General features: G+C 64.8%; 19 protein-coding genes. 12 read left to right on the plus strand and 7 right to left on the minus strand.

All coding sequences use genetic code 11. The annotated features are described in order from the left end of the window. Nucleotides 1-38: 38 nt before the first annotated feature. The 4 genes from JQ621_RS16690 to JQ621_RS16705 all read left to right on the plus strand — a co-directional run bounded on the left by JQ621_RS16690 (nt 39) and on the right by JQ621_RS16705 (nt 4698). On the plus strand, nt 39-1364 hold the full coding sequence (locus tag JQ621_RS16690) for an LLM class flavin-dependent oxidoreductase (protein WP_212235780.1): 1326 nt from the start codon (nt 39-41) through the stop codon (nt 1362-1364). A 124-nt stretch (nt 1365-1488) separates the two neighbouring features. Next, the gene (gene rpmG, locus JQ621_RS16695) at nt 1489-1656 is read left to right on the plus strand and encodes a 50S ribosomal protein L33 (RefSeq protein WP_057756569.1); all 168 of its coding nucleotides are present in this window, start codon (nt 1489-1491) and stop codon (nt 1654-1656) included. A gap of 185 nt (nt 1657-1841) precedes the next feature. After that, nucleotides 1842-3686 (plus strand): tetratricopeptide repeat protein, encoded by a 1845-nt coding sequence (locus tag JQ621_RS16700; protein WP_212235781.1) that lies wholly within the window; start codon nt 1842-1844, stop codon nt 3684-3686. Nucleotides 3687-4425: 739 nt separating this feature from the next. Beyond that, on the plus strand, nt 4426-4698 hold the full coding sequence (locus JQ621_RS16705; RefSeq protein WP_212236021.1) for a DUF3551 domain-containing protein: 273 nt from the start codon (nt 4426-4428) through the stop codon (nt 4696-4698). An 11-nt stretch (nt 4699-4709) separates the two neighbouring features. Here the strand turns inward: JQ621_RS16705 and JQ621_RS16710 are convergent, their stop codons facing one another. After that, nucleotides 4710-5948, minus strand: coding sequence for an MFS transporter (locus tag JQ621_RS16710; RefSeq protein ID WP_212235782.1), 1239 nt, complete (start codon nt 5946-5948; stop codon nt 4710-4712). Between the two features lie 155 nt (nt 5949-6103). Here JQ621_RS16710 and JQ621_RS16715 point away from each other — a divergent pair, with 155 nt between their 5' ends. Further along, nucleotides 6104-6688, plus strand: a complete 585-nt coding sequence (locus JQ621_RS16715) for a TetR/AcrR family transcriptional regulator (protein WP_212235783.1) — start codon at nt 6104-6106, stop codon at nt 6686-6688. Nucleotides 6689-6895: 207 nt separating this feature from the next. Here JQ621_RS16715 and JQ621_RS16720 read toward each other — a convergent pair whose 3' ends face one another. The 3 genes from JQ621_RS16720 to JQ621_RS16730 all read right to left on the minus strand — a co-directional run bounded on the left by JQ621_RS16720 (nt 6896) and on the right by JQ621_RS16730 (nt 9248). Continuing rightward, nucleotides 6896-7411: a hypothetical protein gene (locus JQ621_RS16720; RefSeq protein ID WP_212235784.1), complete on the minus strand. Its 516-nt coding sequence runs from the start codon at nt 7409-7411 to the stop codon at nt 6896-6898. Between the two features lie 83 nt (nt 7412-7494). Beyond that, the gene (locus JQ621_RS16725; RefSeq protein ID WP_212235785.1) at nt 7495-8868 is read right to left on the minus strand and encodes a PleD family two-component system response regulator; all 1374 of its coding nucleotides are present in this window, start codon (nt 8866-8868) and stop codon (nt 7495-7497) included. A gap of 14 nt (nt 8869-8882) precedes the next feature. Beyond that, nucleotides 8883-9248 carry a response regulator gene (locus JQ621_RS16730; RefSeq protein WP_008130064.1) on the minus strand — a complete coding sequence of 122 codons (366 nt, stop codon included), beginning with the start codon at nt 9246-9248 and terminating at the stop codon, nt 8883-8885. Between the two features lie 249 nt (nt 9249-9497). On the opposite strand from JQ621_RS16730, the gene JQ621_RS16735 reads away from it, so the two are divergent. The 3 genes from JQ621_RS16735 (at nt 9498) to JQ621_RS16745 (ending at nt 11694) form a co-directional block, all read left to right on the plus strand. Next, entirely contained in the window at nt 9498-9809 is a 312-nt protein-coding gene (locus JQ621_RS16735; protein ID WP_212235786.1) for a DUF3572 domain-containing protein, read from the plus strand. Next, on the plus strand, nt 9806-11098 hold the full coding sequence (locus tag JQ621_RS16740) for a DNA polymerase IV (RefSeq protein WP_212235787.1): 1293 nt from the start codon (nt 9806-9808) through the stop codon (nt 11096-11098). The genes JQ621_RS16735 and JQ621_RS16740 overlap by 4 nt, the downstream gene beginning before the upstream one ends. Before the next feature lie 170 nt (nt 11099-11268). Next, nucleotides 11269-11694 carry an ACT domain-containing protein gene (locus JQ621_RS16745; RefSeq protein WP_212235788.1) on the plus strand — a complete coding sequence of 142 codons (426 nt, stop codon included), beginning with the start codon at nt 11269-11271 and terminating at the stop codon, nt 11692-11694. Between the two features lie 115 nt (nt 11695-11809). On the opposite strand, the gene JQ621_RS16750 is transcribed toward JQ621_RS16745, so the two are convergent. Continuing rightward, the gene (locus JQ621_RS16750) at nt 11810-12211 is read right to left on the minus strand and encodes a RidA family protein (RefSeq protein ID WP_212235789.1); all 402 of its coding nucleotides are present in this window, start codon (nt 12209-12211) and stop codon (nt 11810-11812) included. Nucleotides 12212-12381: 170 nt separating this feature from the next. Next, the gene (locus tag JQ621_RS16755) at nt 12382-13227 is read right to left on the minus strand and encodes a cell envelope integrity EipB family protein (protein ID WP_212235790.1); all 846 of its coding nucleotides are present in this window, start codon (nt 13225-13227) and stop codon (nt 12382-12384) included. A gap of 255 nt (nt 13228-13482) precedes the next feature. Between JQ621_RS16755 and JQ621_RS16760 the strand changes: the two genes are divergently transcribed. The 4 genes from JQ621_RS16760 (at nt 13483) to JQ621_RS16775 (ending at nt 16509) form a co-directional block, all read left to right on the plus strand. Continuing rightward, nucleotides 13483-13950, plus strand: a complete 468-nt coding sequence (locus tag JQ621_RS16760; RefSeq protein ID WP_212235791.1) for a RidA family protein — start codon at nt 13483-13485, stop codon at nt 13948-13950. A 10-nt stretch (nt 13951-13960) separates the two neighbouring features. Next, nucleotides 13961-14713 (plus strand): glycerophosphodiester phosphodiesterase, encoded by a 753-nt coding sequence (locus JQ621_RS16765; RefSeq protein WP_212235792.1) that lies wholly within the window; start codon nt 13961-13963, stop codon nt 14711-14713. Between the two features lie 48 nt (nt 14714-14761). Next, nucleotides 14762-16018: a GNAT family N-acetyltransferase gene (locus JQ621_RS16770; RefSeq protein WP_212235793.1), complete on the plus strand. Its 1257-nt coding sequence runs from the start codon at nt 14762-14764 to the stop codon at nt 16016-16018. A 65-nt stretch (nt 16019-16083) separates the two neighbouring features. Then, the gene (locus JQ621_RS16775) at nt 16084-16509 is read left to right on the plus strand and encodes an HIT family protein (RefSeq protein WP_212235794.1); all 426 of its coding nucleotides are present in this window, start codon (nt 16084-16086) and stop codon (nt 16507-16509) included. Nucleotides 16510-16557: 48 nt separating this feature from the next. Here JQ621_RS16775 and tsaA read toward each other — a convergent pair whose 3' ends face one another. After that, nucleotides 16558-17049: a tRNA (N6-threonylcarbamoyladenosine(37)-N6)-methyltransferase TrmO gene (tsaA, locus tag JQ621_RS16780; protein WP_212235795.1), complete on the minus strand. Its 492-nt coding sequence runs from the start codon at nt 17047-17049 to the stop codon at nt 16558-16560. Nucleotides 17050-17057: the final 8 nt, after the last annotated feature.

Raw genomic sequence — 17057 nt, forward strand, 5'->3', positions numbered from 1 at the left:
TCTTTGCCCAACGACACCAGAACGGGATTTTGGGCGCGATGGCACAACGGCAACTCAAGCTTGGCGCGTTCATGCGCCCGATCAGCATCCACACCGGCGCCTGGCGCTATCCCGGGGCGTGGCCCGACGCCAATTTCAATTTCGGTCACATCAAGACGCTGATCCAGAAGCTTGAGGCCGGCAAGTTCGACGCCTTCTTCATGGCCGATCACCTCGCCGTGCTGAACATGCCGGTCAATGCGCTCAAGCGCAGCCACACCGTGACCTCGTTCGAGCCTTTCACGCTGCTCTCGGCACTCTCCGCCGTCACCGAGCGCATCGGCCTGATCGCGACGGGCTCGACCACGTTCGACGAGCCCTATCACGTCGCGCGCCGGTTCGCCTCGCTCGACCATCTCAGCGGCGGCCGCGCCGGCTGGAACATCGTCACCACCTCGAACCCGGATGCGGCGCTCAACTTCGGTCTCGACGACCACATGGAGCACGCCGAACGCTACAAGCGCGCCCGCGAATTCTACGACGTCGTCACCGGCCTCTGGGATTCCTTCGCCGATGACGCCTTCGTGCGCGACGTCGAAAGCGGGCTGTTCTTCGATCCATCGAAGATGCATGTGCTCGACCATGTCGGCAAATATCTGAAGGTGCGCGGTCCCCTCAACATCGCCCGCCCCGTGCAGGGCTGGCCCGTGATCGTGCAGGCCGGCGCCTCCGAGGACGGCAGGCAGCTCGCAGCCGAAACGGCGGAAGCCGTGTTCACCGGCGGCGGGCCCCTCGCCGACGGGCAAAAGCTCTATGCCGATATCAAGGGCCGCATGGAGAAGATCGGCCGCGACCCCGAGCACCTGAAGATCCTGCCCGGCGCTTTCGTCGTGGTCGGCGACAGCGTCGACGAGGCCAGGGAGAAGCGCGCCTTGCTCGACAGCCGCGTCCATTACGACAGCGCCATCGCCTCGCTCTCGGTCATTCTGGGCACCGATGCCTCCGGCTTCGATCCGGATGGACAGCTGCCCGAGATTCCCGAAACCAACGCCAGCAAGAGCGGCCGCCAGCGCATGGTCGATCTCGCCAGGCGCGACAAGCTCACCGTGCGCCAGCTCGCCGAGCGCGTCGGCGGCTATGGCGGGCTGTCGTTTGTCGGCACCGCGAAAACCATCGCCGACCAGATGGAGGAATGGCTGGTCGGGCGCGGCTGCGACGGCTTCAACATCATGTTCCCGTTCTTGCCCGCGGGCCTCGACGATTTCGTCGACAAGGTCGTCCCGGAGCTGCAGCGGCGCGGGATTTTCCGCAAAGACTATGAAGGGGCCACTTTGCGGGAGAATCTGGGCCTTCCCCGGCCGAAAAACCGCTTCTTCGAGGCGTAAAGGGCCCGATTTGAGCGGTTTTCGGGGCGTGAAACCTTGACATCAGGCGGTTTCTGGCTAGGTTGCCGGCCAACGCGGGCCGTTTGGCCGGCTCCAGATTCCCCTGATTTCTGAGGTTCAGAACATGGCCAAAGCGGTCACCATCAAGGTCAAGCTCGTGTCCTCGGCTGACACCGGCTTCTACTACGTCGCCAAGAAGAATTCGCGCACCATGACCGACAAGCTGGTCAAGAAGAAGTACGACCCGGTCGCGCGCAAGCACGTCGAATTCAAGGAAGCCAAGATCAAGTAAGATCGCGGAACGCTGCAGACTTTGCGGGGCCCTTGCGGGCCCCGTTTTCGTTTGGGCTCCGTCATCGATGACGGCAGTGTCTGTGCTGTCAACGCCAGCCTCGCGAAATCCTGGCGTGGTTGGAATGAGGGGCCTCGCTGACTTCGATTGCGGGGTGGACACGAATTCCACCGCTCCAACCCTCCATGAATCGCAGAGAGCGCCGGGCCGCCGCGGCCAGACAATCCGGAAAGGTCACGCCGGCCGCCCTCGTCCGGGCGGGCTTTGCGCATTTTCAATCGGGACGTATGGCCGAGGCCGAACTCTGCTGCCAGCAGGCGCTGACGCTGGACGAGCAACATCCCGACGCCCTCCATCTGCTCGGCGTGCTCTGTTTCCATGCGCAGCAGCCCGATGCCGCCGTGGAATGGATCGGCCGCGCGGTCCGGCAGGCGCCGAAGCCAGAGTACGTCCTGAGTCTGGCGACGGTGCTGGAGCGCCAGGGGCGGCTCGAAGACGCACAGCAACACTATAGCCACGCCCTGCGCCTCAAACCTGAGGATGCCGGCCTCTGGAATCACGTCGGCAATCTGCTCTGGCAACTCGAGCGCAAGGACGAGGCCGCGCAACACCTGCAGCAGGCGCTGAAGCTCAATCCGCATTATTGGGAGGCCGCGCACAACGGCGGCATGCTGCTGTTCGAGCTCGGCCGGCATGCGGACGCCGTGCAGTGCTTCGATGTTGCAGAGAGACTCGGTCCAAGCTCCGCAGCGCTGCATCAAATGCGCGCCGTCTGCCTCTCGGCGCTGAACCGCTTCGAGGATGCAGAGGCCGACTACGAAAGATCCATCGCGCTGGATCCGGGCCTTGCGGAGACCCACAACAATCTCGGCCTGCTGCATTGGCGCTTCGGCCGGCTGGAACAGGCCTTCGCCTGTTTCGACCGGGCACTCGTGCTTCGCCCGGATTTCCATGCCGTGCTCAACAACAAGGCCGTCGTCCTGTTGCATCTGCAATTGATCGACGAAGCCTTCGCGACCCTGCACAGATCGCTCGCGGCCGCGCCAGACGATGCGCAGACGCTGTTCTATCTGGCGACGCTTCAGCTCCTGACCGGCGATTTCGAGCGCGGCTGGCTCGCACGCGAAGCGCGTTGGCGACTTCCGTCCGTCGGTCTGGTCGATCGCGGCTTTGCTCAGCCGCTTTGGCGTGGCGACCAGCCCATCGCAGGCAAGACCATCCTGCTTCACTCCGACGAGGGATTGGGTGACGCGATTCAGTTCGCCCGCTATGTGCCCATGGTGGCCGCGCTCGGAGCCAGGGTCATCCTCGAGGTCGAGCCGCCGATCCAGCAGTTGTTGGGCGGCATCGAGGGGGTCGCAGACTGTGTCGGCCGCTGGTCCGCGCCGGCCTTCGACCTGCACTGCCCCCTGGGAACGCTGCCGCTGGCGTTCGGGACGCGGCTCGACACCATCCCGTTCGCGCAAGGCTACGTTCCCCCACCGTCGGCGGCGCGCGCAAATGCGTGGGAGAGCCGGCTTGGTCCGCGCCATCGTTTCCGCGTCGGCCTGGTCTGGGCCGGCAATCCCGATCACAAGAACGATCACAACAGATCGATGGCGCTGCGCGCGCTCGCGCCGCTGCTGGATTGCGATGCCCAGTTCGTCTCCCTGCAAAAAGGCGTCCGGGATCAAGACAAGACCTTCCTCGCCGAGCGGCCCGACATCGTCGACCTCACGCAACATCTGACGGATTTCAGCGAAACCGCCGCCCTGATCTCGTGCCTCGATCTTGTGATCACCGTCGACACCAGTGTCGCGCATCTTGCCGGCGCGCTCGGCGCTGCGGTCTGGACGCTGCTGCCTTTCAACCCCGACTGGCGCTGGCTGCGCGATCGCGACGACAGTCCCTGGTATCGGTCGATGCGCCTGTTCAGGCAGCCGGCGCGCGGTGACTGGGCCAGCGTCGTGGAGACTGTTCGCACCGAGCTCGAGCGGCATGTGGCCACGTCGCGATCAAGGCAGGGTCACACTTCGCTCCTGCCGGCGTAAGCCAACGCGAAACGCGGTTGCCGGAAAAAGAGAGAGGCCGCCGAGCAGATGCCGGCAGCCCCCTGTGTTGTAAGGCCTCAGGCGAGACCATCAACGGCCGGTCGGATCCTGGCTGCGCCCCGGACGAGGATTCTGGGGTCCGCCCTGCCCGGCACCGGTTCCACCCGCGTTTCCGGAACTTGCAGCGCCACCGCCCATGCCGCTCGTGCCGCTGCTCGCTCCGGTGCCACCCATGCCCGCGCCACCCATGCCCGCGCCGCCCGTGCCAGCGCCACCGGTGCCAGCGCCGGCGCTCGCACCGGCTCCGCCGGCACCTGCACCGGCTCCACCACCCGCCCCGCCGCCGCCGGCCTGGGCGTGAGCGAAACCGATCGACGCGCCGGCCAACAACGCGCACACAGCAACCGAGAAAATAGTCTTCCGCATGTTCAACTCCGTTTGAGGTTGTGCCCGTCAACCGAAGTTGCACGCGGTCGTTCCTAAGCGCTCACGACAAGCTGTGCCAATTCTTTCAGGAACGATGTCGCGCCGCAGAAGTGCTGGTGGCGGGAACAGATCTTGAGCGACCGCCAGCCGCCGACTATGTTCCAAACCGTCAGCTTTTCAGCCGCCGTCGACCGGCGTGATCGAGGATCATATGCTCATCGCCCAACGGATTGTCTTCATGGTCGGGCGTTTTCCCGCGGTGCGCGGCGGGGGTGAGGTTCGGACGGCCGGCTCCGCAACGGATGCGCGCATGATGGTGCGCACGCTCCCCCTGCTCCTCATCGCGGCGATCGCAATGTTCGCTCCCGCTCCGGCCGTAGCTCAGCGCTTCAACGGCAACTATCCGGTTTGTATTCAGCAATGGGAGTGGGGCGGCGGCAACTGGATCTCGTGCCGATTCACATCGTGGGACGAGTGTCGCGCGAACACTGTCGGCCTTCCCGCCATGTGCTTGCAGAATCCTTACGTTCAGCAGTCGCCCGTCCAGCAGCCGCCGCGTCCAGTCCGCGCTCCGCGTCCCCGATAAGCTTGCCCGCGTCACGCCGTCCGCAGCACCGGCGACGGCGGCTGCGACGGCCGGATCAGCGCGAACGCCACCTGGATGATGCCGCCGGCCAATCCCAGCGCCACGCCGATGCGCCAGGCCATGGTGTAGGAGCCGAGCGAATCGTAGATCAGCCCTCCTCCATAGGCGCCGAGGAAGCTGCCGATCTGGTGGCTCATGAAGGCGAGGCCCTGGATCATGGCCTGCCAGCGCAGGCCGAACATCTCGGCGACGGCGCCTGCGACCAGCGGGCCGACGCCCATCCAGAGGAAGCCCATGATGGCGCCGAACAGCAGCGTCGTGGCCGGCGTCGCCGGCAGCATGAAGTACCAGGCGAGCGCGATCGAACGGAAGATGTAGATCGCCCCAAGCAGCGCCAGCTTGTTCCAGCGCTGGCCGGCCCAGCCGAAGAACAGCGAGCCAAGCACGTTGAAGCCGCCGATCATGCCGAGCGTCTGCGCGCTCAACATCGGATCGAGGCCGCAGATCGCCAGGTACGACGGCAGATGCGTGGTGAGGAACACCAGCTGCATGCCGCAGACCAGGTAGGCACAGGTCATCACCGCGAAGGAGGCATTGCCGAACGCGGTCCTGGCGACGCTCGCAGCGGAGACATCGCCGATGTCATCGGCGGCAGGCTTCGGCAGCGGGATCCTGTCGACGCTCCCGGCGTACAGGGCAGCCGGGATCATCAGCACCGACATGACGACGAAGCCGGCGAGGCCGATACGCCAGCCAAAGCCTTCGTTGAGCATCTGCCCGATCGGCGCCGACAGCAGCGCACCGAGCGAGCCAGCGCCGGAGACGATACCGAGCACGGTCGAGCGCACGGTTGCGGGCACGGCCCGCGCCGCCACCGACATCGCGATCGCATTCGCCGTGCAGGCGAGCGAGGTGCCGATCAGCACGCCGGCGCCGATCATGATGCTGACGAGGCCGTTCGCGGTCGCCATCAGGGCGAGGCCCGCAATGTACATCAGCGCGCCCGCGATCATGATCGGGCGGAAGCCGTAGCGCACGGTCAGCGCGCCGGCGAGCGGCTGGAGGAAACCCCAGGCGAGGTTCTGCACGGCGAGCGCCAGCGTGAAATCCGACACCGAAAGATGGATGTCGTGCGTCAGCGGCTGCATGAAGATGCCGAGCGACTGCCGCAGCCCCATGCTCAGCGTCAGCATGATCGAAGCGCCGATCAGGATCGGCAAGGTCGGGCGCAGGATCTGCAACAGGGGCATTCTTGTTCTCCCTCGTGGGCGCAGAACGCGCGCCGGCATCCGCAATACACTTGATTTTGGTTACACAGACCTGTGTAATTAGTCTATAGAAGGGCCGTGCTGTCAAGCCGCTTGTTACACAGGTCTGTGTTATGCCGTCCGCCGAAAAATCCGACATGAAGGAGCGAATCCTCGAGACCGCCGACAGGCTGTTCTATCTGCAAGGCATTCGCGCCATCGGCGTCGACACCATCGCAGCCGAGATCGGCATCTCCAAGCGCACGCTCTACAACCACTTTCCCTCCAAGGACGCGCTGATCACGGCCTATCTCGAGCGCCGCTTCGTCCACGCCCGCCCCTCCGACAAGCCGCCGGCCGAGCAGATTCTCGCCACCTTCGATTCGCTGGAGCGGCGCTTTGCTGCCAGGGATTTCCGCGGCTGCCCGTTCGTGAATGCCGTCGCCGAGCTCGGCCCCACCGACCGCAAGGTGAAGAAGATCGCGATCGCCTTCAAGGAAAGCCGCCGCGTCTGGTTTCGCGAGCGGCTGAACGAGCTTGGCGTTGCCGATGCGGATGCGCTCGCAACCCAGCTCGTGCTGCTGGTCGATGGCTCCATCGCCCAGGACCTGGTGCGTGACGACCCCGCCATGGCGCGCGCGGCGAAGGAAGCCGCGAAGGTGCTGCTGCGGAATGCGGGGGTGGACGTGGGGGATGAGGCAGCAAGGCCAGCGCCTGTGAAGAGCAAGCGGGCGCTCCAATAATCGCTGTCGCCGTATCCCTCCCTGTCATCACCCGCGAAAGCGGGTGATCCAGTATTCCAGAGACGGCTATGATTGAATCGAGATGCCGCGGCGTACTGGATTCCCCGCTTTCGCGGGGAATGACAACGGAGTTTGTGGCGCTAGCGACGGCACACGGCCTTCACGCCGCCTGCGCCACCACGCGATTGCGGCCGTCGTGTTCTCCTCCTAGGATCGGTCCGGAATGTAAGCGTTCGCAACGCGAGAAATTTCGTTGCTGTCAGCATCCAGAATGCTCGCGTCCAAGAGAATAGCTGCTCCCCAAATACCGTAGCCGGTCGCCCATGTGAGCCTGGCCGCTGGCCGTAGAGAGAGCTTTTGACTGAACGCGGGGTCGATCACAAGCCTAACGCCGGTTGTGTTTCTTGATTTGTAAGGAATGTACGACGAAACCGATTGGATCACGTTCCACGGTATGGCCGTGGACGTCAGTCGCGTGTCCTTGAAACCCGTTGCGTCAATTGAAACGACAACATGCCCCCTCGCCGTCAGCAAGAGATAGGAAACCTTTAGTGCTGCACCCGTCATCGCCGTAGCCAAAACGTAGTTGGTGATGGTGAACCAGACCTGGCCCCGCATCTGCGTGGCGACGAACCAAAACAACAGTGCAAGGCCGCCGTAGAGGCCCACGCGACTTAGCAACGCAAGAACCGAATAACGGGCGTTGAGCGTTTGGTCGGTCATCGCAGGTCCCTGTGGCGCAACGGACGGGCCTGCCTTCCTACCTCAAACCCTGCAAGAATGCGACCAAGGTGTCGCGAGCCCCCTCACGCCGCGTGCGACACCACCCGATTTCGCCCGTCGTGCTTGGCGCGATACAGCGCCGTGTCGGCGCGCTTGAGCACGTCGGCCACGGCCTCGCCTTTCTGCTCAAGCGTGGTGAGGCCGATCGAGATCGTGACCTCGACGCGCTTGGTGCCCTTGTGGATGACGAAAGGCTCGCCGGCGATCGAGCGGCGCAGGCGCTCGGCGACCATGCCGGCAACGTGCAGATCCGTCTCCGGCATCACGATGACGAACTCCTCGCCGCCGTAGCGGCAGGCCAGATCGATGCCGCGGATCGACTTGCGCACGCGCACCGCGAATTCGCGCAGCACGTCGTCGCCGCCGTCATGGCCGAAATTGTCGTTGATCGACTTGAAATAGTCGATGTCCAGGATCATCAGCGCCAGCGGCTTGCCGCGCGTGGCGGCCTGCTCGGCGAGCGTCGCCAGATGGCTTTCCATGTAGCGGCGGTTGTGCAGGCCGGTGAGCGCGTCGGTGATCGCCATCTCGATCGAGTTCTGCACGTTGTCGCGCAAATGATCGGTGTAGCGGCGACGGCGGATCTGGGTGCGGGCGCGCGCCAGCAGCTCGGTCTTGTCGATCGGGCGCAGCAGATAGTCGTTGACGCCGATCTCGAGACCGCGCAGCAGACGCGTGGAGTTTTCCGCTTCCGCGATCGCCAGGATCGGCACGTGACGCGTGCGCTCCAGCGAGCGGGCCTGGCTGCACAGCCTGAGGCCGTCGAAATTGTTCAGGTCGAGCGAGACGATCAAGAGATCGTAGTTGCCCTCGGCGGCGTGGAACAGCGCCTCGGTCGGGTTGGGCTCGACGTCGACGGTGTGTTCGGCGGCAAGGATGGCCGCGAGCCGCTCATAGGAGGCCTCGCGGTCGTCGACCAGCAGGATGCGGCCGCCCTTGCCGGTGTCGGCGATGGCGCTGCGCTCGGGCGCCTGCATGCCGATCTCGAGCGAGGTGATGGCGCGCATGCGCAATTCATCCGTCATCATCTTCAGCCGCGTCAGCGAGCGGACGCGCGCGATCAGCACGACGTCGGAGACGGGTTTTGTCAGGAAGTCGTCGGCGCCGGCTTCCAGGCCGCGGTTGCGGTCGGACGGGCTGTCGAGCGCGGTGACCATCACCACGGGAATGTGGTGCGTGGCCGGATCGGTCTTGAGGCGGCGGCAGACTTCGAAGCCGTCCATGTCGGGCATCATCACGTCGAGCAGGATGATGTCGCACTCGGCGCGGCAGGCCAGCGCCAGCGCCTCGGTGCCGTTCGAGGCGGTCATCACGTCGAAATATTCGGCCGAAAGACGGGCCTCGAGCAGCTTGACGTTGGCGGGAACGTCATCGACGACGAGAATACGCGCGGACACTTTGAACTCACTTCCTATCCGATGAAACGCCGGACCGTCTCTATGAATTTGCCGACCGAGATCGGCTTGGACAAATACGCCTCGCAGCCGCCCTCGCGGATGCGCTCTTCGTCGCCCTTCATCGCGAAGGCCGTGACAGCCACGACGGGTATGGAACGCAGCTCCGGATCGTCCTTGATCCAGCGCGTCACCTCGAGCCCTGACACCTGCGGCAATTGGATGTCCATCAGCACGAGGTCGGGCCGCATCTTGCGCACGAGGTCGAGCGCCTCGTAGCCGTTGCTGGTGCCGGAGGTCTGGTAGCCGTGCGCCTCCAACAGGTCGCGGAAGAGCTTCATGTTGAGCTCGTTGTCTTCCACGATCAGGACGGTCTTAGCCATCCCGCCCTCCTGTTGGTCCCAAAGACCGCTGCATGTGACGCCTCAGGCGCCGCTTTCCGGCGCTTCGAAAACTGGATTCAAACTAGCCTCAGATTCGCTTGAGTTTCGTTAAACCCGAGGGGCCACTTTCCGCGATGTGGTTTCCAGTTGCTTGTACGGCCAGCAAGACTCAGGCCCGAGACTCGGTCCCCAGACTCGGGCATATTCCAAAGTAGACACCGAAAGTTAACGGAAAGGCAAACCGGGCCCTTGAAAAAGCCTGTTCACAACCCCCGCGAAGTCGCTGAAATCGTTGCGATTCAGGCGCTGTCCTTTATTGCGGGCGCCCCTGAAAGGCTGGGCCTGTTCCTGGCCGAGACAGGGGTCGGCCCGGAGACCCTCCGGAACGCCGCCTCGGACCCGAATTTCCTCCTCAGCGTGCTCGATTTCGTGCTGCGCGATGACGACACCGTGAAGGCCTTTGCCAAGGCGACGGACCTGCATCCGACCAACGTTGCCGCGGCGCGGCAGGTGCTGGGCGATGCGCTCGGCGACCGGACCTGGGAGCGCGACGTGCCGTGAGCGCCCCTGATGCGGCCGGGCCCCGCTGCTTCTGCCGGGATTGCCTGGCCGATCTGGAATGGGGCGTACGGCGCTGTTCCGCCTGCGGCTCCCCTCGCCTCGTCCGCCACCGCGCGCTCGCGAGCCTGACCATCGCCCATATCGACTGCGACGCCTTCTATGCGACGGTCGAGAAGCGCGACAATCCTGACATTGCCGACAAGCCCGTCATCATCGGCGGGGGCAAGCGCGGCGTGGTGGCGGCGGCCTGCTACATCGCGCGCACCTATGGCGTGCGCTCGGCGATGCCGATGTACAGGGCGTTGGAAGCCTGCCCGCATGCGACCGTGATCCGGCCTGATATGGCTAAGTACGTGCGCGTTGGACGCGAGGTGCGTCAGGCCATGCAGGCGCTGACGCCGCTGGTCGAGCCGCTCTCGATCGACGAGGCCTTTCTCGATCTCTCCGGCACCGAGCGGGTGCATGGCATGATCCCGGCAAAGGTGCTGGCGCGCTTTGCCGGCGAGGTCGAGCGCAATATCGGCATCAGCGTGTCGGTCGGCCTGTCCTGCAACAAGTTCCTGGCGAAAATCGCCTCGGATCTCGACAAGCCGCGCGGCTTTGCCGCGCTCGACCAGGACGAAGCGCGCACAATGCTCGCCGAGAAGCCCGTCGGCTTCATCTTCGGCGTGGGGCCCGCGACGCAGGAACGCCTCGTGCAGCGCGGTTTTCGCATCATCGCCGATCTGCAGAAGGCCGATGAGATCGAGCTGATGCGGCAGTTTCCAACCGACGGCCGCCGGCTGTGGCGGCTCGCGCGCGGCATCGACGATCGCCGCGTCGAAGCCGATCGCGGGGCAAAGACAATTTCGAGCGAAACCACGTTCGAGACCGACATTCGCGATTTCGCCGCGCTGGAAAAGATCCTGTGGCGGCTGTGCGAGAAGACGTCGTCGCGCCTCAAGAGCAGCGAGCTGGCCGGCTCGACCGTCACCTTGAAGCTCAAGACATCAGATTTTCGTCAGCGCACCCGCTCGCAGTCGATCGCCGCGCCGACGCAGCTCGCCGCGAAGATCTTTTCGATCTGCCGCGAGATGCTGGCCAGGGAAATCGACGGCACCGCGTTCCGCCTGATGGGCGCCGGCGTCAGCGCGCTGCGCGAAGGCTCCCCTGCCGACGACACCGACATGCTCGACCGCCGCGCCGCCCACGCCGAGCGGGCGGTGGACAGCCTGCGGAAGAAATTCGGCAATGCCGCCGTGATCCGGGGCATCGCGTATGAGGGGCCGGAGAAGGCAGAGCGGGAGTGAGGTGCACGCATGTTGCGCCAAGCCATCCCCCGGGGTCGTCCTGGCGAAAGCCAGGACCCATTACCACCGGCCGTCGTTTGGCGAAGACCGGTGGTTGACAGCTCAACGCCGCAACTTCTCCCTGGGGTAATGGGTCCTGGCTTTCGCCAGGATGACATTGTGGAAGCGCCATGCCAGCCGAACGCGACCTCACCGCGCTGCTGAAGAACATGAAGCCGGAGCTGCAGCCGGGCATCTTCGTCTTCTGCACGATCGCAGCAAACGCGCCTGTTCCCGCAGCGCTCAATCCGCTGCTGACATTCCGTGAGCAGGAAGGCACGACGCTGGTCGTCCTGCGCGAAGAAGCCGAAGCGGCGGGACTGAACTGCGCATTCCCCTCGCGCCTGATCACGCTGACGGTTCACTCCGCGCTCGATGCGGTCGGTTTCCTGGCAGCCGTCGCCGCGCGTCTGGCCGACGCCGGCATCAGCGTGAATGCCGTGTCAGCGTTTCATCACGACCACCTCTTCGTGCCCGTGGATCGCGCCGACGACGCCATGGCTGCGCTGTCGGAGATAGCCCTCTCGCCACCTTCGAAAAATGCCAGCATGGCATAATGCCACTGTTTTGCCCGACGCGTCAAACAAAATTCGCTAAAAACGAAAATCGCTGGACGCCTCTACTGTGCATGGGGTTGTTTTCCACTTTTCGCGAAAGCGCGGGCCGGCGCCCTCAGTCCGCGACGGCGATCGCCTCGATCTCGATCAGCCATTCCGGCGCGGCCAGCGCGGAAACGCCGACCAGGGTCGAGGCCGGCGGCTCCATGCCCTCGAAGAAGACCGAGCGGGCCTTGCCGATGATGGGGCGCAGCTCCGGCTTGTAGCCGACCACGAAGGTCGTGATCTTGACGATGTTGGCGTAGGTGGCGCCGGCTGCCTTCAGCGCATGGCCGAGATTCTGCATCACCTGCGTCGTCTGCGCGGCGATGTCGCCCTCGCCGACGATGCGCCCCTCCTCGTCGGTCGAGACCTGGCCCGAAATGTAGATCGTGCGCGCGCCGGAGGCGGTCACGACGTGCGAATAAGCGGGGTTGTGATGCAGGCCGCTGGGACGAAGATGATCGAGCTTGGGCATGGGCTGGCTCCCGGAGTTTGTGGTTGGGAGCAAGCGTAACCGCAGAGTGCGCGGAGGGCCAGCCCCGTCATTGCGAGGAGCTCTTGCGACGAAGCAATCCAGAATCTTTCCGCGGAATGATTCTGGATTGCTTCGCTGCGCTCGCAATGACGGACGAGAGAGAGTGCCCCTCAATTACAGGGCTTGCTGTCCTTGACGTCGAACTTGCCCATCGCACCGGAGATCACGAAATCGTTGTAGTCGAGCACGAGCTGGCGGGAGACCCCGTTCTCGTAGAGCTCGAACGACATCGCATAGACAGGCGTCTGCTCGCCTTGCTTCTGCGGGACGTCGCGATCGAAATAGCTGACGGTCACCGGCCAGCGCGTCATCGACTTCATGTGCTCGTCCGAGGTCGATGCATCGGGCGAGGCGGTGCGGTCGGCGGGGATCGGCTGACCGATCACGGTCAGCGTGTTGTAGACCTTCTGGCCGTCGTCGGAGCCGTCATAGACCGACAGCTCGAGCAGCGACTTGCCGTCCTTGGCGGCTGCAATGATGCGCTGGATCTGCTCCGTGGGGAACACGATCTTGCCGTCGAGGGTGAAGTTCTTCGGCGCCGGCAGCTTGAGCTTGACGTTGATGTGGTCGCCGTCGCGCTCCGCCGAGCCGTCGACGAGACCCGCCTCGGTCTCGTTCATCCGCGTCTCGATCTTGAAGCGGTAGCTCTTGCCCGCGGCGTCCTCCCAGGAATTGGAGCGGAGGTCGCTCAGCGTGATCTTGCCCTCGCCGCTGTCGAGCTCGGAGACCTGGCGGAATTCGGAGGTGTAGCCTTCGCAGGCGCTGCCGGCGAAATTGTAGAGGATGCGGCCGCGCGCGCTGCTGATGGAATTGGAGCGCGATTTGACCAGGCTCAGATCGTAGAGCGCCTGGTGCGCGAGGAACGGACCGCTCGCTGCATGGGCGCGGCTACCCGCGCCGAGAGCGGCCGCCGCGAGCGCGATCGCACCGAGTGAAGTCCGGAAAAGGTGCACCATGTCTATTCCCTGGGGGACGCGCAGATTCGACACTTTAATGACCGATCCATTGCGTCGCAACTGGGGCGGTTTCACGTAAAGTTGCGCCTCCTCACTGAACCTCCTGAGCTGCCTCAGGAAAATGCGACCCGCCCCCGGCGTTTCGCAGTCCTATCGGCTTGCTTGCATGTGGCGGCATGATGGGCGAAACAGGGCGCGGCCGGCCGTCACCAGACGCGCCGGAGCGGAAGAGTTTTCAGACATCGAGGTCGAGACATGGCGGGCACGGTCGAGCAGAAACTGGCGGAACAGGGCATCAAGCTGCACGACGCCCCCAGCCCCGTCGCCAACTACGTCCCGTTCGTACGATCAGGCAATCTGCTGTTCGTCTCCGGCCAGGTCTGCTTCGACCCATCCGGCAAGCTGATCGCCAAGGGCAAGCTCGGCGCCGGCGTCTCGCTCGAGGACGGGGCCGCGGCCGCGCGCGGCTGCGCGGTGAATCTGCTGGCGCAGGTCAAGGCAGCGCTGGGCGACCTCGACAAGGTCGTCCGCGTGGTGCGTCTCGGCGGCTTCATCAACTCGGCGCCGGACTTCGTGGACGGACCGAAGGTGCTCAACGGCGCCTCCGATCTGATGGTCGCGGCCTTCGGTGACAAGGGCCGCCACGCCCGCACCACCGTCGGCGTCGCCTCGCTGCCCGCCGATGCGGCGGTCGAGGTCGAAGGCGTGTTCGAGGTCGCCTGAGGCCGGTATCGTGCGTGCTCCCACCTGGCTGACGGCGCGGCCGGTCGCCCATCGCGGCCTGCACGATATTTCGCGCGGCATCGTGGAAAACATGCCGGGCGCGGTGCAGGCTGCAATCGCTTGCAATTTCTCGATCGAGGTCGACATCCAGCTCTCGGCTGATGGCGAGGCCATGGTGCATCACGACCACGAACTGGGGCGCCTCACCGAGGCCAGCGGCCCGGTGGCCGCGAAGACAGCGGTCGAGCTGAAGGCCGTTACATTCAGGGACACGCCCGAGCGGATGATGTCGCTTGGCGACCTCTGCACCATGGTCGCCGGCCGCGTGCCGCTGGTGATCGAGGTGAAGAGCCATTTCGACGGCGACCGCAAGCTGGTGAAGCGGATGGCCGACGTGCTGGCGTCCTATCAGGGGCAAGCGGCCGGCATGTCCTTCGATCCCGACCAGGTGCTGGCGCTGCGCGAGCTGCTGCCCTCCCGCCCGCGCGGCATCGTCGCCCAGCGGAGCTATGAGGATGAATATTGGGCTTACCTGACGCAGGAACAACGCGACAGCATGCTGTACCTGCGTCACGGCTTTCGGACCCAGCCGCACTTCGTCGCCTTCAAGGTCGACCACCTGCCGGCCCCCGCCCCCTGGATCGCCCGCAACGTCTTCGGCTGTGCCCTGCTCGGCTGGACCACCCGGACGCCGGAGCAGCGCACGCGGGTTGCGCGCTATGCCGACCAGATGATCTTTGAGGGGTTCGTGCCGCAGGGTTGATCTTTCCGACCCTTGAAGTCGCTGCTGCAATGCACGATCTTGGGCGCAATGACATCATCCGACATCACCTTGGAGGCGGTACCGTCCATTGGCGAAGTCTCGCCGGAGGATTGGGACGCCTGCGCCAATCCTGGCAAGGCTCATCGTGGAAAGGTCTGCAACGGGCATGGCACGGGACCCTCATCCGGGCCCCCAGGCGATTCGCTCGGCCTCTTAAGGCCCGCCTATAACCCGTTTGTCTCTCACGCATTTCTCTCCGCCGTCGAGAAGTCGGGTTCGGCCACGATCCGCACCGGCTGGGGCCCGCGGCACCTGGTGGCCAAGATCGACGGCCGTGTCGTCGGAACCGTACCCTGCTATCTCAAATCGCACAGCCAGGGCGAATACGTCTTCGACCGCGGCTGGGCGGACGCCTATGAGCGCGCCGGCGGACGGTACTATCCGAAGCTTCAGGTGTCGGTTCCCTTCACGCCCGCCACGGGACCGCGGCTCCTCGTCCGCGACGGCGTCGACCACGCCCGCATCACCGAGGCGCTGGCGAGCGGCCTGGTGGCGCTGTGCGGCGTCAGCAAGGCCTCCTCGGTGCACGTGACCTTTGCGCGCGAGGCCGAATGGAAGTTGCTGGCGCAGCACGGCTTCCTCCAGCGCACCGACCAGCAGTTCCATTGGCGCAACGAGGGTTTTGCCAGCTTCGACGACTTCCTGGCCACGCTGAATTCCCGCCACCGCAAATCGATCAAGCGCGAGCGGCGCGATGCGCTCGCGGCCGGCATCACGATCCACTGGCTCACCGGCAAGGACATCACCGAAGACGCCTGGGACGCCTTCTTCGCGTTCTACATGGAGACCGGCTCGCGCAAATGGGGCCGCCCCTATCTCACCCGCGAATTCTTCTCGCTGATCGGCGAGACCATGAGCCAGGACGTGCTGCTGGTGATGGCCCGCCGCAACGGCCGCTGGATCGCCGGCGCGATCAACTTCATCGGCTCGGACACGCTGTTCGGCCGCAACTGGGGCGCGGTCGAGCATCATCCATTCCTGCATTTCGAGGTCTGCTACTACCAGGCGATCGACTTCGCCATCAAGCACGGCCTCAGGCATGTCGAAGCCGGCGCGCAGGGCGAACACAAGATCGCGCGCGGCTACCTGCCGCGGACGACGCACTCGGCCCATTTCATCGCCGACCCTGGCCTTCGCCGTGCCATCGACGATTACCTCAAGCGCGAGCGCGCCTATGTCGCCGAGGCCGGACGGGAGCTCGCCGAGCTCGGCCCGTTCCGGAAAGGCATCGACGAGGCGCCTTGACGTGCCTGCGGGGCTGATGACAGTAAGCGCAAAATCCCAGCTCAGAACTTCCGGGAGCCGTCGTCATGACCGCCTACGACACCAACAACATCTTCGCAAAGATTCTGCGCGGCGAGTTGCCCTGCCACAAGGTCTATGAGGACGAGCACGTGTTCGCCTTCCTCGACATCATGCCGCGGGTCACGGGCCACACGCTGGTGATCCCGAAGGCTCCCTCCCGCAACATCCTCGACATCGCGCCTGACGACTTCGCCCATGTCGCCCGCGGCGCGAAGACGATCGCGATGGCCGCCATGAAGGCATTCAACGCCGACGGCATCAGCGTGCATCAGTTCAGTGAAGCCGCCGGTGGACAGGTGGTGTTTCATCTGCACATGCACGTGCTGCCGCGCCATGACGGCGTGGCCATGTTGCCGGCCGCCAGCCGCAAGGAAGACGACAAGGTCCTGCAAGAGAACGCGACCAAGCTGATCGCAGCCTTGAAGGCCTGACTGCTGCGCGATTTTGTCGCGAGCTCCTCGCAATGACGGCGGGAAGACCTACTCAGTCTGAAAATCCCCGGCCTGCGGCGCCGCCAGCGGCGTGAACTCGCAGCGATCCGGCTTGATATCGATCAACGGGGTATTGTCGATGCAGTCGAGCCCGCGCACCAGGATGGCATTTCCCTCGATGGCGACGAACTTCACGATCGAGGTGCCGATCGGGTTGGGCCGCACCGGCGAGCGCAGCGAAAACGTGCCGCGGGTTTTCTCGTTGTTCTTCGGGCTTTGCAGCACGATGTCGCGGCGCGACCGGTCGAGCCAGTACAGCACTTCGAGATTGTTGTAGAAATCGACACCCTTGATCGCCGGCACGAACGGCTCAAAGATCTCGAGGCGGCAGATCGGGCCATCCTGGCGCCCCTGCCGCGGCGTCTCCAGCCGCGACGTCCAGGGCGTGCGGATGCGGCCGACGAAGACGAGGCCAGCATCCTCGGTGGACGGCAGCTCGATGGCGACCTCGCCCTCGCGGAGCTCGTTTTCGCGAACCATATTTCCTG

Source organism: Bradyrhizobium manausense, from assembly GCF_018129685.1.
In the GTDB taxonomy this organism is placed as follows: domain Bacteria; phylum Pseudomonadota; class Alphaproteobacteria; order Rhizobiales; family Xanthobacteraceae; genus Bradyrhizobium; species Bradyrhizobium manausense_D.